This window comes from Lichenifustis flavocetrariae (assembly GCF_026130545.1).
Taxonomy (GTDB): domain Bacteria; phylum Pseudomonadota; class Alphaproteobacteria; order Rhizobiales; family Beijerinckiaceae; genus Lichenihabitans; species Lichenihabitans flavocetrariae.
This window is the reverse complement of record NZ_JAMOIM010000018.1, coordinates 21,607-36,523: the sequence shown is the minus strand read 5'-3', so window position 1 is coordinate 36,523 and position 14,917 is coordinate 21,607. Positions and strand designations below refer to the sequence as shown.

The window sequence follows — 14,917 nt, the reverse complement described above, 5'->3', positions numbered from 1 at the left end:
CTAGGTGTTGAAGCGGATCGCCCAGACCGTCCGCGGTGTCAAAGGACGGCCAGCATGCCGCCGTCGACATATAAGATGTGGCCGTTGACATAGGCCGAAGCCGGGGAGGCCAGGAAGACGGCCGCGCCGATCAGGTCGTCGGGTGTTCCCCACCGTCCGGTGGGTGTGCGACCCTTGACCCAGGCGTCGAAGCTCTGGTTCTCGATGAGCGCCTTGTTCATCTCCGTCAGGATGTAACCGGGGCCGATCGCGTTGGCCTGAATGTTGTGCGCGGCCCACTCGGCCGCCATCGATCGGGTCAGCAGCTTGATGCCACCCTTGGCCGCCGTATAGGGCGCCACCGTTGCACGGGCGACCTCGCTCGTGAGCGATCCGATGTTGATGATCTTGCCGCCGCCGCGCGCGATCATGCGCTTGGCCGCCTCCCGCCCGATCAGGAAGGCGCTGGTGAGGTTGGTCTCGATCACGCGGCGCCAATCGGCGACCGCGAGGTCGACCAGCGGCTTGCGAAACTGGATGCCGGCGTTGTTGACCAGGATGTCGATCGCGGCCCCGGCAGTGTCGAAACGGGCGAATGCCGCCGTGACCGCCGCCTCATCGGTGACGTCGAAGGCCTCCGCCGACACTTTGTGCCCCTCGTCCGCGAGCGTGCGCACCGCCGCCTTCAGCTTGTCCTGGTCCCGTCCGTTGAGAACAAGGGTGGCGCCCGCCTCGGCGAGGCCGCGCGCCATGGCGAAGCCGAGGCCGCCGGAGGAGCCCGTGATCAGAGCGGTCTTGCCGGAAAGATCGAAGAGTTGGGGGGTCTTCATGCTTCGCTCCGGCGCACGACGAGGTCCGACCGTTCGAAAACGGCGGGCAGGAGGTCCGTGCCGAGGCCCGGTCCCTCCATGGGATAGACATAGCCGTCGCGGATCACCGGCACAGCGGTGACCAGTTCCTTGTACCAGCCGGTATAGAAAGCCCGCACCGATTCCTGGATCAGGGTGTTGGGCTGGCTGAAGGAAGCATGCACGGCCGCCGCGAAGCCAACCGGGCCGGTGCAGTCATGTGGCGCGAAAGGCTTGTGGTAGAGGTCGGCGAGCGCCGCGATCTTGCGGCCTTCCGTCAAGCCGCCCGTCCAGCAGAGGTCGACCATGACGACCCCGATGGCGTCCTTGTCGAGCATGTCCTTGTAGGCGAAGCGTGAGCCCAGTGTCTCGCTGGCGCAGACCGGCACCGTGGTGGAGCGCGCATATTCGGCCAGGGCGCCGCTGGAATTCATGCGGATCGGGTCCTCGTACCAGGTCGGCGCATAGGGCTCGAGCGCTTTGGCGATCCGCTTGGCGGTTGTCAGGTTCCACAGCGAATGGAACTCCACCATAATGTCCATCCGGTCGCCGACGCGGCTCCGGATGAGCTCGAAGGGCTTCAACCCCTCCCTGAGCTGGGCGGCGGAAATGTCGATACCGCCGGTTTGCCGTGCGATCGGATCGAAGGGCCAGATCTTCATGGCCGTGATGCCGCTTTCGAGCAGGTTCTCGGCCAGGGCCCCGGCGTCGGTGGTGAAGCCCTGCAGGTCCTCGTAGGGGCCGTCCGCGCCGATGTTCCACGTATTGACGGTGCGGATGTCCCGGTTGCGGACATACCCGTAGCCCGCGCAGGTGTTGTAGACGCGCAGCTTGTCCCAGCAGAGGCCGCCAAGCAGCTGGTGCACCGGCTGGTTGGTCGCCTTCCCCCATAGGTCGTAGAGCGCGATGTCGATCGCCGAGGCGGCGCGGAATTCGGCGCCGGTGCTCGCCTGCGCCAAGGGCAGATCGACCATGTCGCGGTTGATCGCCTCGATGCAGGATGGATCCTTGCCGAGTAGACGTGAAGCCAAGGTGTCGTGGATGTGGGCCGAAACCGCTGCGGCGACATAGAAGGTTTCGCCCAGGCCGATGACGCCGGCGTCCGTGTGCAGGCGCACCCACATCACATTCGCAAATTCGCGGGCGTAGAGCGTCTCGATCGCAGTGATCTTCATGGCAGTCCTGGGGAGTGTTCAGCCGGATGCGTGGGCATGCGCTAGATCACACCCGCGTCGACCAGTGTCTTGATGGCAGAATCGAAGTGATGGGCCATCGCCGATTCGGCGGCGCGCATGTCGCGATCGCGGATGGCGCGCGCGATAGAGTCATGACAGTCGATGTTCTCGACCTGGCTGGCCTGATTGAACCGCGTGGCCCAGCCGATCGGCCAGGTCTCCCGCGTCACGACGCGAAACGAACCGACCAGCAGCGCGAACATCGGATTGCGCGAGGCTTTGGCGATCGCCTCATGGAACGCGATATCGGCGTCCATGACCTTTTCGGGTTGCGCGAGGTTCGCGCGCATGGTGGCCGCGAGATCGACGATGTCGGTGGCCTCGCGATCGCTCCGCCTCAGGGCCGCCAGCGCTACGGTCCGGAGTTCGATAGTGCGGCGCACATCGAGGATCTGCTGAATGCGGATCTGCTTGGTGTGGACCGCGTGGTCGATCATGAGGCTGAGGACGCTGTCGTCGGTTTGCGCCACACGGGCGCGACGGCCGTTTCCCACATCGATCAGCTTCAATGCGGCGAGGCCCCGGAACCCCTCTCGGGCAACCGCGCGAGACACGCCCGCCCGGCTCGCGAAATCGGCTTCGCTCGGCAGCACTGCGCCGGGCTCCAGGCCGTTGACGCGGATGTGGTCGCAGACATCCGCCATCAGTCGATCGACGAGGCTGGCGGCGCGCGGATCGGCGGATTGCGGATCAATCATGGCAAGTCCACTCAACAATACCGCCGACCTCTCAGATAGGTTGAGCTGTTTCGATCATTGAAGACCCCAGAAGCTATTTGTCAACGGTCAATTGCCTGTGATATAGCGCGCTGGCTGCCGAGGTCGGTCCCCTAAAGGTTGTCCGGCGATATCGGCTGTGGCGGAGATCCCGATCGATGTTGGGGCAAAGAGCATCCACGCTATTACGCCGCTCACCCGTGTGGGTGGCTGTGGTTTTGCTCTACGTCGTCGCCGCGATCGTATCGCCGGCCATGCTCAAGCCGGCGCAAATGCTGAACATCCTGCAGGTCACGGCCTTCCTCGGCCTCGTGGCGACGGGACAAACGTTGGCGTTGCTGACCGGCGGAATCGACCTCTCGGTCGCCGGTGTGGTGACCATGACCAACATCATCGCGACCAGCGTGATGTTGGGCCAGGATTCGCGGATCCTTCCGGCCGTCCTGTGCTGCCTCGTGGCCGGCGCCGTGGTCGGCATCGTCAACGGGATCCTGATCGCGGTGCTGCGCGTCGCACCCATCATCGCCACGCTCGCGATGAACTCGATCCTGTTCGGTGCGGCCTTGGTCTTTACCGGCGGCGCGCCGCACGGCGCCGCAGCCGGAGCCTTCAACGTCATCGGGCAGGGTTCCGCCTTCGGCCTACCTGCCAGCGCGATCTGCTGGATCGTGATCACTCTAGGCGTCGCCTTCGCCATGCGCCGCACGACCTTTGGCCGCTGGGTCTATGCGGTGGGCGCCAACGAGACCGCGGCGCGCCTCATGGGCGTGCCGACCCGCAGCGTGCTGGTCGCCGCCTATGCCCTGAGCGCGACCCTGGCAGTGCTCGGCGGTCTCCTTATAACCGCTTATGTGGGCAATCCGAGCCTCGGCATCGGCAACCAGTTCCTGCTGACGTCGGTCGTCGCGGTCGTGGTCGGCGGCACGGCCCTGACCGGCGGCATCGGCAGTGTGACGGCCACCATCGCCGGAGCGCTCTTCGTCACAGAACTCACAAGCTTCACCAATGTCGCCCAGGTTTCGACGGGCGCGCAATACGTCATCCAGGGCGTGCTGATCGCGTTGAGCGTCGTGGCCTACCGGATGATCGGCTCGCGCGGAACCGCCTGAGCAACAAGGTGCCGCGCAACGGCACCATCAATGGAGGAAAACGAAAATGACGCATTCCAACATCGACCGCCGGACCGCCCTGCGGCTCGGTCTCGGCGCTTCGGCGGCGGGGCTGTTCGTAGCGACCGGCGGTCTCGCCCTTGCGGACGCGATCAGCAGCGCCAAGATCGACGGTTCTCCGGAAATGGCCAAGGGGGTCCAGAAATCCGGTAAGCTGCGCATCGGCTTTTCCAATGGCTTCTCCGGGAATACCTGGCGGACGGAATGCCTCACTTCTATGCAGAGCGAGGCCAAGGCCAATGCTGACAAGTACGATCTTATCGTGGTCGATGGCCAGGGTGACATCTCCAAGCAGGTCAACGACATCGAAGACCTGATCTCGCAGAACGTCGATGCCCTGCTATGCATTCCCAATTCCAGCACGGCCGTCGTGCCTGCCCTCCGCAAGGCGACCCGCGCCGGCATCCCCACCATCCCGTTCAACCTGCCGGTGGAGGGCGAGAACTGGACGGCCTTCATCGGCACCGACCCCAAGCGCAAGGGTGCAACCACCGGCAAGGCGTTGAATGGTTTCCTCGGTGGAAAGGGCAAGATCGTCGCCCTCGGCGGTCTTCCCGGCAACTCCTATACCGCCGATTGCTGGGCGGGTGCGCAGACCCAGTTCGGCCCCGGCATCGAGGTTCTCGCATTCAAGGATGCGTCCTGGCAGGAGGACAAGGCCAAGGTCGTCATGGCCGACCTCATCGCCGCCTATCCCGAGATCGATGGCATTTGGTGCGACGGCGGCCAGGATGCAGCAGGCGCATTGAAGGCGTTGATCGCCGCCAATCGCCCGCTCGTTCCGGCGACCGGCGACGACTACAACGGCCTCTTCAAGCTCTATGACGCCGAGAAGGAAAAAAACCCGAAGTTCAAGATCGGCTGCGTATCCGAGCCGTCGTGGGAGGGCGTCGTCGCCCTCCGCACCGCCGTCAAGCTGCTGTCCGGCCAGGATGTGCCGAAGCGGCAGATCATCGACCCGATCCTGATCGACGGCAGCAACTATCAGCAGTTCATGAAGAAGGACCTGCCGGACGGCGTTTTCGTCGACACGCTGCTGACAGACGAGGAACTCAAGAAGCTGTTCAGCTGAGCCTCACCATGACGCGACCCGCCTGGCTGGGAGGCGGGTCACCCACCAAAGGGCAGGGCGGTTCCCGATGATGTTGGATGCAGTGCAAGAAGAGGCGACTGGTACCTCGGTCGCGGATCGTCTTGTCGCGCCGAATGCGCTGGAACTCGTCGGGATCAAAAAATCGTTCGGCGTGGTGCGTGCGCTCAAGGGCGTGTCCTTCGCGTGTCGGCCGGGCGAGGTGCATGTCCTGATGGGCGAGAACGGCGCCGGCAAGTCGACGCTGATGCGCATCATCGCCGGCGTCTGGCGGCCCGACGCCGGCGTGATCCGGGTTCGGGGCGCCGAGGTTGCGATCATCGGGCCCCGGCAGTCGCAGGACCTCGGCATCGCCATGGTCTACCAGGACACCCGCCTGGTGCCCGACCTCGACGTCGCGCAGAACATCTGGCTCGGCCGCGAGCCGGGCGGGGCAGTGCTGGTGGACAGAGCCGCGATGGACCGCGGCGCCCAAGCAATCCTCGACCGTCTAGGGATCGCGACGCTGCCCTTGACGGCGCGGATACGCGATCTGAGCGTCGCGGAACGGCAGATCGTCGAGATCGCACGGGCGCTGACCACGGACCCGTCGGTCCTGATCCTCGACGAACCCACCTCCGCGCTCGACGCGGCCGAGATCCAGCATCTCTTCGTCATCGTCCGGCAGCTCAGGGCGGCCGGCACGGCGGTGATCTTCATCTCGCACCGGCTGCCGGAGGTCTTCGCCATTGCGGACCGCATCACCGTCCTCAAGGATGGCGAGGTGGTCGGCACGGTGGATCGCGATAAGGTCGACCACGAACAGCTCGTCGCCATGATGGTCGGGCGCGAGATGGCCCTCGCCTATCCGCCGCGCGCCACCGCGCCCGGCGCCGCGCGACTGGTGGTCGAGGATCTATCGAGCGACGGGCGCTTCGAGGGGGTACGCTTCGCGGCGCGGGCCGGCGAGGTGCTTGGGCTGGGCGGCATTCAGGGCAATGGCCAGTCGGATGTGGTGCGCGCCTTGTTCGGCCTCGCGCCCTGGACCGGCCGGGTGATGCTGGATAGCACCGCCGTGCGGCTCGGCACGCCCGCCCGCGCGATCCGTGCCGGCATCGTCTACGTTCCCGCGGAGCGGCAGAAGGAAGGGCTGTTCCTGCCCCATTCCATCCGCGAGAACACCTCGCTGCCCCATCTGCGCGACTGGGCTGGCCTCGGGCTCATCCCGGCGGCCCGCGAGCGCGATGTCACACGGGCCGCGATCGAGCGCTTCGCGACCAAGACCCCGTCCGGCGAGCAGAGTGTCGCCAGCCTATCGGGCGGCAACCAGCAGAAGGTGGTGCTCGGGCGCTGGACCGTGGGTGACCCCAAGGTCTTCATCTTCGAGGATCCGACGCGCGGCGTCGACGTCGCGACCAAGCTCGAGATCTACCGCCGCATCCGGACTTTGGCTGAGGCCGGGGCCGCGGTGATCCTGGTGTCGTCCGATCTTCTCGAATTGATCGGGCTCAGCGACCGCATCCTCGTCTTTTCGCGCGGACGGGTCGTCAATGAGGTCGGCGGCGCCGAGGCGACGGAGGAAGGCATCGTCGGTAGCGCGGTCGATGCCGGCACGACCGCCCTGGCGGGCGGTGGCATCAAGGCTGACGGCGACGCGGCGCGAGCCACGCCGGCCACGGCTCCGCGCCGCGGCGGTCACGCGATGGTGGCGCGCTACGCCAGCGCGGCGCTGCTCGCGGCGCTGGTGCTTGCCCTCGGGCTCGCGACATCGCGCGTCTCGTCGTTCTTCCTGTCGCCCGGCAATCTGTCCAACATCGCCAGCCAAGTCGCTCCGCTGGCGCTCGTCGCCCTCGGGCAGTTCTTCGTAATCCTGCTCGGCGGCATCGATCTGTCGGTGGGGCCGCTGATCAGCCTCGTCACCGCCATCGTGTCCTACACCGCGACGGGCGAAAGCCTCGGGGGTGTCGTGCTCGCCGTTGTGGCGAGCCTCGCGGCGGGGCTCCTCACCGGCGCGCTCAACGCCGCGCTCGTGGTGCGCCTGCGCATCCCCGACCTGATCGCGACCCTCTCCAGCTATTCCATCGTGTTCGGCCTCGCGCTGATCGTGCGGCCAAGCCCCGGCGGTCTTGTCGGCGATCGCTTTCTCGACATCTTCAGCGCCAACGTCGGCCCGGTTCCTGCCGCGGCAATCGTCGTGGTGGTGCTTTTCCTCCTCGCCGAACTGCTGCTCGTGCGCGGGCGGCTCGGCCAGCGGCTCTACGGCGTCGGCTCGAATGCCGAAGCCGCGCATGTGGTGGGCATCGGCACCCGCGCGGTGCGGGCCTTGGCCTATGTGGTCTGTGCGATCTGCGCTGCCGGGGCGGGCTTGTTGATCGCGGCGCGCATCGGCAGCGGCGATCCGCAGGCAGGCGCCTCGTTCACGCTGGCCTCGGTGACGGCGGTGGTGGTCGGCGGGGTCAGCGTGTTCGGTGGCCGCGGCACGGCGATCGGGGTGCTGCTTGGCGCCATCGCGGTCGGTGTCATGCAGAACGCGCTGAACCTCATGCATGTATCGGCCTATTTCCAATATGTCTGGACGGGCGGCCTCACCCTGATCGCCGTCGCGGGCTATTCGTTGCGTCTATCGCGGAGGCGTGCGCTATGAGTGCGGAAACATCCGAGGTCCGCTGCGTCGTCGACGCCCGCAACAAGCTGGGCGAGGTGCCGGTCTGGGATGTCGCCGAACAGGCGCTCTACTGGGTCGACATCGAGGGCCGCCTATTGCAGCGCTACGAGCCCGCGACGGGCGCCGTCGAGCGGTGGCACTTCCAGGAGCGGGTCTGCGCCCTGGCTCTGCGCGAGACGGGCGGGCTCGTACTCGCCTTGGCCTCGGGCTTCGCGTTCTTCGATCCTCCAACGGGCGCGATCCGTCGTCTGGCTGCGCCCGAGTCGCATCTGCCGACCAATCGCATGAACGACGGCAAATGCGACCGGCGCGGCCGCTTCTGGGCCGGTACCATGGACGACGGGTTGAGGGCCCCATCCGGGGCGCTCTACCGCCTCGATCCCGATCTGTCCTGCCATCGCATGGAGGGTGGCATCGGGATTTCCAACAGCCTCGCCTGGAGCCCGGACGACCGCGTCTTCTACTTCGCCGACAGCTTGCGCCGTACCATCTTCGCCTACGATTTCGACGTGGCGACCGGGCGCCTCGGCAAGCGGCGTGTGTTTACCGACTGCGCGGACCAGCCGGGCACGCCTGACGGCTCCACGGTGGATGCGGAAGGCTTCCTGTGGAACGCGCAATGGGACGGCTGGCGGCTCGTTCGCTATGCCCCCGATGGCCGGGTGGATCGCGTGGTGCTCCTGCCTGTGCAGAAGCCCACGAGCTGCATGTTCGGCGGGACGGATCTGCGGACCCTCTACGTGACCTCGGCCGTGTGGGATCTTGAGGGCGACGCTCTCGCGGCCCAACCCCATGCTGGCGGCCTGCTGGCTCTCGACGTCGGAGTCGGTGGCCTGCCCGAGCCGCGCTTCGCCGGCTGATCACAATGCCAGGGCATCGCCCGTGAAGATCACCGCCATCTCGACCCGCATCGTCAACACCGAAATGCGCCACCGGGTCTTCGTCTAGGTCGAGACGGACGAGGCCGGCCTGTTTGGCTGGGGCGAGGTCACGGTGACATGGAAGACCAGCTCGGTGGTAGGCGCCATCGAGGACCTGGCGCCTTTGCTGGTCGGGCGCGATCCGCGCGACATCGAGCAGGCGGTGCGCGTGCTGAAGAAGTGCAGATTCTGACGGCTCGGCGTCATCGGCGTGAAGCGCGGTCTCGGGCATCGAGATGGCGCTCTGGGACATCCTAGAGAGGCATCTCGGGGTGCCGGTCTGGCGCCTGCTCGGCGGAAAGGTGCGCGACAAGGTGCAGGTCTACACCTCGGGCTCGGCGACATGCGCGCCGTTTACGAGACGCTGGAAGTCGCCCCGCTTGTGGAGCGCGCCCGGAAGGTTGTCGAGAGGGGCTACCGCATCTCAAGGCCGTGTTCATTCCCTAACACACATTATCATGCGCCATTGCCGGGGGTGGATAAGGTCGCCCGCATGATGGAGGCACTCCGGGCAGCCCCGTCGGCCCGGGCATCAAGGTGATGGTGGACTTCCATGGCCGTCCCGCAAGCGCGGCCGCGGCCCTAGCCGACATCGAAGCGTTGGCGCCGGGACGGCCGATGTTCGCCGAGGAGCCGCTGCCGCCCGGCGAGCCCGCGGCATTAGCAGTGCTGACCGAGCGCTTCCGGGCGTTGGAGAACACCGGCCTCATCCACCGCGAGACAGACCCCTTTGACGGGCGTCTGGTGCGCTATTGTCTCTCGGACCAGGGTGGGTTGCTGCGGCCCGTCCTGCAAGCGCTCTATGATTGGGGCGAGGTGACCGCGCCTGCGCTCAGCATCCGGTTCGAACCGGTGAAGTCCCCAGCCGACGACCTCGCCTGAAGCGGTCGTTGACCGGGATGGATCGGTCGCTCTGCCTCGGCGATTCTGAGCCAGCGTCGTGGGTTGGCGCCGCGGCCTGCCCCATTTCCCAGCGCCGTGCACAAATCGCGCATCGATCGCAGATCGTGAATGGGTCGAAAGTCGTCGACATGGGCCAGCATGGTCCGGATTCCGCCCGCTTTGGCCTCGAAGGCGGCGAAGCGCAGCAGCGGGTTGACCCAGATCAGCCTGCGGCAGGATCGGTGGAGACGCTCCATCTCCTGCGCCAATTCGGCGAGTCCTTCGCGCTCAAGTCCGTCCGTGAAGAGAATCACGGTCGCGCCCTGACCGAGGACGCGACGGGACCAGTCCTTGTTGAACCGGTGAAGCGACGGTCCGATGCGTGTGCCGCCGGCCCAGTCGAGCACCCCGGCGCCGCAAGCCGTGAGCGCCTCGTCGGCGTCCTTCGCGCGCAGGGCGCGCGTCACGTTGGTGAGACGCGTGCCGAACAGGAAGGAATGGACGTTGCGGCGCTCTGCCGTCATGGCATGGAGAAAATGCAGGAAGATGCGTGTGTAATCCGCCATCGACCCCGAGATGTCGCAGATTGCCACGATCGGCGGCCGCTTCTCCTCGGGGCTGCGGTAGGCGAGTTCGATGCCGGCGCCGCCCGCCCGCATCGAACGGCGAAACGCACGGCGCGGGTCGACGCGGCTGCCACGCGCATCCGCCGTGTGCCGCCGAACCTTCACCGCATCGCGCGGCAGACGCAGTTGCGCGACGAGCCGGATCGCCTCGGCGATCTCGGCCGCCGTCATCTGGGCGAAGTCCTTGCGGGCCAGCTTTTCCTGGGCGGAGACCGTCAGGCGCGCCGAAAGTTCGGGTGGCGGAGCGGGACGCTCATCCCGCCGGGATCGCGCCAGGGCCTCGGAGACCCGCGAGGCACCCGGATCGGGCTTCTTCTGCTTGCCGGCTTCGGGCTGAGCCAGGGGCGACAGCGCTGCCATCAGCTTGTCGAGATAGCCGCGACGGCGCCAGAAGGCGTCGAAGGCCTGATCGAACAGGATCGTCTGGTCGTGCCGGCGAACCAACGTAGCATGCAAGGCGGCGCGGACATCGTCGCGATGCTCGAAGCCGGCCAATTGGAGGGCTGTCAGGGCATCCTGCACGGCACCCGGACCAATCGCGAGGCCGGCGGCCCGGAGGGCGCGCGCGAAATGCATGACGTTGATGGCCAGCTTGCCACCGTCGAGGCCGGTGGCCGAGATGGGGCCAGGCTCACCCAATCAAGCCACCGCCCGATGCGCCAGATCCGCCCGCACTTCGTCGATCAGCACTTGGGCCCGCGAGCCCTGCAGCTTGGCGATGTCGTCCTGGTATTTGAGCAGCACGCCGAGTGTGTCGGTCACGAGGTCGGGGTCGAGGGCCACCGCGTCGAGTTCGGTCAGCGCCATGGCCCAGTCGAGCGTCTCGGCAACCCCAGGCGACTTGAACAGATCCTCCTTGCGGAGCTTCTGCACGAAGGCGACGAGCTCCCGCGTCAGGGCGGCGGGCGCCGCCGGTGCCTTGACGGAGAGGATCCGCGCCTCCCGCTCGGCGTCGGGGTAGTCGACCCAATGGTAGAGGCAGCGCCGCTTCAGGGCGTCGTGGATCTCGCGGGTGCGGTTCGAGGTGATGATGACGACCGGGGGCTCCGCCGCCTTGACGGTCCCGATCTCCGGAATTGTGATCTGGAAATCCGACAGCACTTCGAGGAGATAGGCCTCGAAGGCTTCGTCGGCGCGGTCGAGTTCGTCGATAAGCAGGATCGGCGCGCCCGCGGCGTCGGGCTGGAGAGCCTGGAGCAGCGGTCGCTTGATAAGATAGCGCTCCGAGAAGACGTCCTCCTGCAGCGTCACGCGGTCCTTGTCACCGGCGGCCTCCGAGAGGCGGATCGCCATCATCTGGCCGGCATAGTTCCACTCATAGACCGCCGACGCCGTATCGAGGCCTTCGTAGCACTGGAGGCGGATCAGCCGGCGCCCCAGTGACTTGGCCAGCACCTTGGCGATCTCCGTCTTGCCCACGCCCGCCTCGCCCTCGAGAAAGAGCGGACGGCCCATGCGAAGGCTCAGGAACAGCACGGTGGCAAGGGCGCGATCGCCGACATAGTCGGCCCGCTGGAGCAGAGCCAGCGTCTCATCGATAGATGTGGGAAGCAGATGTGACATGGGACCCGTTCTACCCGATTTTTTAAAGCACATCCCCAGCTTTGTCTGCCGGATGAGGCGGCACAGGCTGCAACTCCGTGTCGAGGCTCAGGTAGTGGGCGAGGTAGTCGTGCAGGGCTTGGGCCGCCTTCGACGCCGCCCGGTGGGAACGATAGAGAAGAAGGTCCACTTTGGGGAGAGGCGGGAAGCCTTCTTCCGAGCTGAGTTCCCGCATCGTCGGCACGAGCGCGCTGCGACCCAGAACGGTGACCGCCATGCCGGAGAAGACAGCCGCCTGTAGCCCGCCAACGCTCTCGCTCTGGCACGCCACGCGCCAGCGGCGATGCACCTCCTCGAGCTTCGCGATGGCATGGTCGCGGTAGATGTTTCCCGGAGGCAGGAGCGCAAGCGGCACCTGCCGTTCCTGATGCGCCGTGGAACGTTCACCGACCATCCAAACCAGTTGCTCCTGGCCGACCACCTGACCGCCGGTGAAATCATTCATTCGCGTCACAAGCGCCACGTCGACCTCACCGCGTTTCACCAGATTGACGAGCGGTGTCGAAAGCGAGCAGTTCAGCTCGACCTGGATGCCCGGGAACGCGCGGCGGAAAACCGAAAGGATCGAAGGCAGCAGGAAGGCGGCATAGAGATCGGGCGTGCCGAGGACGACATGCCCCTCGATTGAGGGTGCTGCGAGCTGGGAGAGCAACTCGTCGTGGAGGCGAAGGATCGATTTGGCGTAGGTCAAGACCGTATCGCCGTCGCTGGTCAGCGCCATGCGCCGCCCTTCGTGACTGAACAGGGGCTTGCCGGCCAGCTCTTCGAGACGCTTGAGCTGAAGCGTGATGGCCGGCTGCGTCCGGCCGAGTCGGCGCGCCGTCTCGGTGATGCTGCCGGAATCCACGACCGAGACCAGCGAGCGCAGCATGCGGATGTCGAGGCTGATCAGGTTCATCGGCGGCAGCCATGCAAGACCTGTGCTGCTCACCAATCAAGACCTCAGGCGATGTCCGGCCAACGTCCCGCCCAGGGCTGAGCGGCTTCAAAGGCTGCTGCGACCCGGAAGATCGCCGCCTCTCCGAGCCATGGGGCAACGATCTGTAGCCCGATGGGCAGGCCGTCACGATCGAAGCCGCAGGGGACGGTCGCGGCCGGCAGGCCGGCCAGGTTCATCGGCCAGGAGAATGGCGACCAGCCAAGGTGAGGATCGACGGGCCGCCCGTCGATCGCATCGACGCCGAGCGTGCCCGCCGCGAAGGCCGTGACCGCGACCGTCGGCGTGACCAGGATGTCGGCGCGGTCGAACAGGGCGAGGAACTTCGCTCGCAGGTCGCCGCGCCGGTAGGTGGCCTCGATATAGTCGGTGCCGCTGTAGCGGCGACCCTGATCGATGGCGGCCAGATAGTCAGGTTCCGAATCGGCGAGATCCGCCGCACTCCGTCCGGACACGGCCGCGGCCTGCTCGGTCAAGGCAATGGGCTTGAGGGTCCGATCGAGGATGCCAGGGTCGACCTCGAGCCCGTCGACGATCACGGCCGCGCCGCAGTTCGCGAGTGTGTCGAGCGCACGGTCGAAGGCAGCGCGTATTTCCGGATCGACCGCGGCATATCCGAGATCGACGCTCGCGGCGACCCGAAGTCCCGCAAGGGACCCGGGATTGGCCTCATAGGTGAAGCCCGAGAGGGGCAAGCTGCTTCCGTCGCGCGCATCATGCCCTGCCATGATGCCCAGCATGAGGGCAGCATCGGCGACCGTGCGGGTGATTGGCCCCGTGTGGGCAAGCGACCCCCAGGACGGCGGCGAGAAGCCTGGCGAGCGCGGTACGAGACCAAATGTCGGCTTGATGCCGAACACACCGCAGAAGCTGGACGGCACGCGGATGGAGCCGACGCCGTCGGTCCCGACCGCCAGCGGACCACAGCCCGCCGCCATCGCGGCCACGGCCCCACCGCTCGATCCGCCGCTTGTCCGGTCAAGCCGCCAGGGATTGCGGGTGATGCCCGACACGGGGCTGTCGGCCGTGAGCTTGTAGCCCGACTCGCAGGTCGTGGTCTTGCAGGTGACCACCGCCCCGGCCGCGCGAAGACGGCTGACCACGGCGGCGTCGGCCTTGGGCACGAAGCCCTGGTTGGCGGGCGCCCCGCCGCGCGCCGGCACCCCTGCCACGAAGACAAGGTCCTTGATGGTCACCGGCACGCCTGCCAGAGGGCCGTGCGGCCGGCCAGCCGCCCAGTCGAGGGCCGCCGCCTCGGCGTGGCGACGCGCCTGCTCGTAAAGCGGTTCCACGACCACGTTGCAGCGGGAATCGACACGCTTCAGGGATGCAATCACGTCATCGACGACGTCAACCGGCGTGAAGTGGCCAGCGCGATATCCTCGCAGAAGTTCGCCTGCGGACAGACGCGCGAGGTCGTTGACGGCAACGCCGCCCTCTTCGGTCACCAGGGTCATGAGAGTCTCGGCTTAGGCCAGGGCGTCAGCGACGGCACGTGCGGCCATCACGCTCGCGAGATGCGCGCGATAGGCGGCTTCGGCATGCATGTCCGAGGCGAAATCGTCGGGGGCAAGCCTCAGGTGGGCGACGGCCTCCGGCGCAAAGGAGGTTGCCAGCGCCTGCTCGAATTCGGGGACTCGAACGACCCCGTTGCCTGCGCCAGTCATGGCAACCCGGATCCCATTTGCCGTTTCGGCCACGAACACGCCGACGACCGCGTAGCGCGACGCCGGGTTGCGGAGCTTGGCGTAGCCGGCCCGCTTCGGGGCGGGGAAAACCACGCCGGTGATGAGTTCATCAGGTCCGAGCGCGGTTTCGAACAGGCCGAGGAAGAAGTCGTCGGCCGGGATCTCACGCCGGTTCGTGACGATCCTCGCGCCGAGAGCCAGCGCCGCGGCGGGATAGTCGGCCGCCGGATCATTATTTGCGAGCGATCCACCGATTGTGCCCCGATGGCGGACGGCCGGATCGCCGATCGAACCCGCGAGCCGGGCCAGCGCCGGGATGCGCGTCGCCACGAGCCTCGACCGGGCCACGTCGGCGTGCCGGGCGAGTGCGCCGATCGCAAGGCCGAAGGACCTCTCCTCGATGCTTTGAAGTCCAGGCAGACCCGCGAGATCGATCAAGGCAGACGGCGACGCGAGACGGTTCTTCAAGGTCGGCAGCAGGGTCATGCCGCCCGCGATGGGCCGGCTCTCCGAGACGGAGCCGAGCAGCGCCACGGCATCCGGCACTGTGGCCGGTTGGTGATAGGCAAAATCGCGCAAGC

At 66.8% G+C, this 14,917-nt stretch carries 15 protein-coding genes; 7 read left to right on the top strand and 8 right to left on the bottom strand.

Annotated features, from left to right (window positions below; translation table 11 throughout):
• Nucleotides 1-38 precede the first annotated feature (38 nt).
• The 3 genes from M8523_RS22540 to M8523_RS22530 are packed head-to-tail and all read right to left on the bottom strand — an operon-like array spanning nt 39 to nt 2,760.
• Nucleotides 39-809 (bottom strand): SDR family oxidoreductase, encoded by a 771-nt coding sequence (locus M8523_RS22540; RefSeq protein WP_282587159.1) that lies wholly within the window; start codon nt 807-809, stop codon nt 39-41.
• Entirely contained in the window at nt 806-2,002 is a 1,197-nt protein-coding gene (locus M8523_RS22535) for a mandelate racemase/muconate lactonizing enzyme family protein (RefSeq protein ID WP_282587158.1), read from the bottom strand. Before M8523_RS22535 ends, M8523_RS22540 begins: the two co-directional genes overlap by 4 nt.
• Nucleotides 2,003-2,043: 41 nt before the next feature.
• Entirely contained in the window at nt 2,044-2,760 is a 717-nt protein-coding gene (locus M8523_RS22530) for a FadR/GntR family transcriptional regulator (RefSeq protein ID WP_282587157.1), read from the bottom strand.
• A gap of 224 nt (nt 2,761-2,984) precedes the next feature.
• On the opposite strand from M8523_RS22530, the gene M8523_RS22525 reads away from it, so the two are divergent.
• From M8523_RS22525 to M8523_RS22500, 7 genes are all read left to right on the top strand, one after another.
• A complete protein-coding gene (locus M8523_RS22525; RefSeq protein ID WP_282587156.1) occupies nt 2,985-3,887 on the top strand; it encodes an ABC transporter permease in 903 nt (300 codons plus the stop codon).
• A 46-nt stretch (nt 3,888-3,933) separates the two neighbouring features.
• A complete protein-coding gene (locus M8523_RS22520) occupies nt 3,934-5,019 on the top strand; it encodes an ABC transporter substrate-binding protein (protein ID WP_282587155.1) in 1,086 nt (361 codons plus the stop codon).
• Nucleotides 5,020-5,086: 67 nt separating this feature from the next.
• On the top strand, nt 5,087-7,660 hold the full coding sequence (locus tag M8523_RS22515) for an ATP-binding cassette domain-containing protein (protein WP_282587154.1): 2,574 nt from the start codon (nt 5,087-5,089) through the stop codon (nt 7,658-7,660).
• A complete protein-coding gene (locus M8523_RS22510; RefSeq protein WP_282587153.1) occupies nt 7,657-8,541 on the top strand; it encodes an SMP-30/gluconolactonase/LRE family protein in 885 nt (294 codons plus the stop codon). Before M8523_RS22515 ends, M8523_RS22510 begins: the two co-directional genes overlap by 4 nt.
• Before the next feature lie 133 nt (nt 8,542-8,674).
• A complete protein-coding gene (locus M8523_RS22505; RefSeq protein ID WP_282587152.1) occupies nt 8,675-8,794 on the top strand; it encodes a hypothetical protein in 120 nt (39 codons plus the stop codon).
• 43 nt (nt 8,795-8,837) lie between these two features.
• On the top strand, nt 8,838-9,098 hold the full coding sequence (locus M8523_RS36815; protein WP_428351071.1) for a hypothetical protein: 261 nt from the start codon (nt 8,838-8,840) through the stop codon (nt 9,096-9,098).
• Nucleotides 9,099-9,141: 43 nt separating this feature from the next.
• Nucleotides 9,142-9,483: a winged helix-turn-helix transcriptional regulator gene (locus tag M8523_RS22500; protein ID WP_282587151.1), complete on the top strand. Its 342-nt coding sequence runs from the start codon at nt 9,142-9,144 to the stop codon at nt 9,481-9,483.
• On the opposite strand, the gene M8523_RS22495 is transcribed toward M8523_RS22500, so the two are convergent.
• The 5 genes from M8523_RS22495 to M8523_RS22475 all read right to left on the bottom strand — a co-directional run bounded on the left by M8523_RS22495 (nt 9,402) and on the right by M8523_RS22475 (nt 14,915).
• Entirely contained in the window at nt 9,402-10,685 is a 1,284-nt protein-coding gene (locus M8523_RS22495; protein ID WP_282587238.1) for a vWA domain-containing protein, read from the bottom strand. The two genes, M8523_RS22500 and M8523_RS22495, sit on opposite strands and share 82 nt — an antisense overlap.
• Before the next feature lie 63 nt (nt 10,686-10,748).
• Entirely contained in the window at nt 10,749-11,672 is a 924-nt protein-coding gene (locus M8523_RS22490; protein ID WP_282587150.1) for an AAA family ATPase, read from the bottom strand.
• A gap of 22 nt (nt 11,673-11,694) precedes the next feature.
• Nucleotides 11,695-12,609: a LysR substrate-binding domain-containing protein gene (locus M8523_RS22485; RefSeq protein WP_282587149.1), complete on the bottom strand. Its 915-nt coding sequence runs from the start codon at nt 12,607-12,609 to the stop codon at nt 11,695-11,697.
• 44 nt (nt 12,610-12,653) lie between these two features.
• Nucleotides 12,654-14,105: an amidase gene (locus tag M8523_RS22480; RefSeq protein WP_282587148.1), complete on the bottom strand. Its 1,452-nt coding sequence runs from the start codon at nt 14,103-14,105 to the stop codon at nt 12,654-12,656.
• Nucleotides 14,106-14,117: 12 nt separating this feature from the next.
• Complete coding sequence (locus tag M8523_RS22475; RefSeq protein WP_282587147.1) at nt 14,118-14,915, bottom strand: FAD binding domain-containing protein; 798 nt, start codon at nt 14,913-14,915, stop codon at nt 14,118-14,120.
• Nucleotides 14,916-14,917 lie beyond the last annotated feature (2 nt).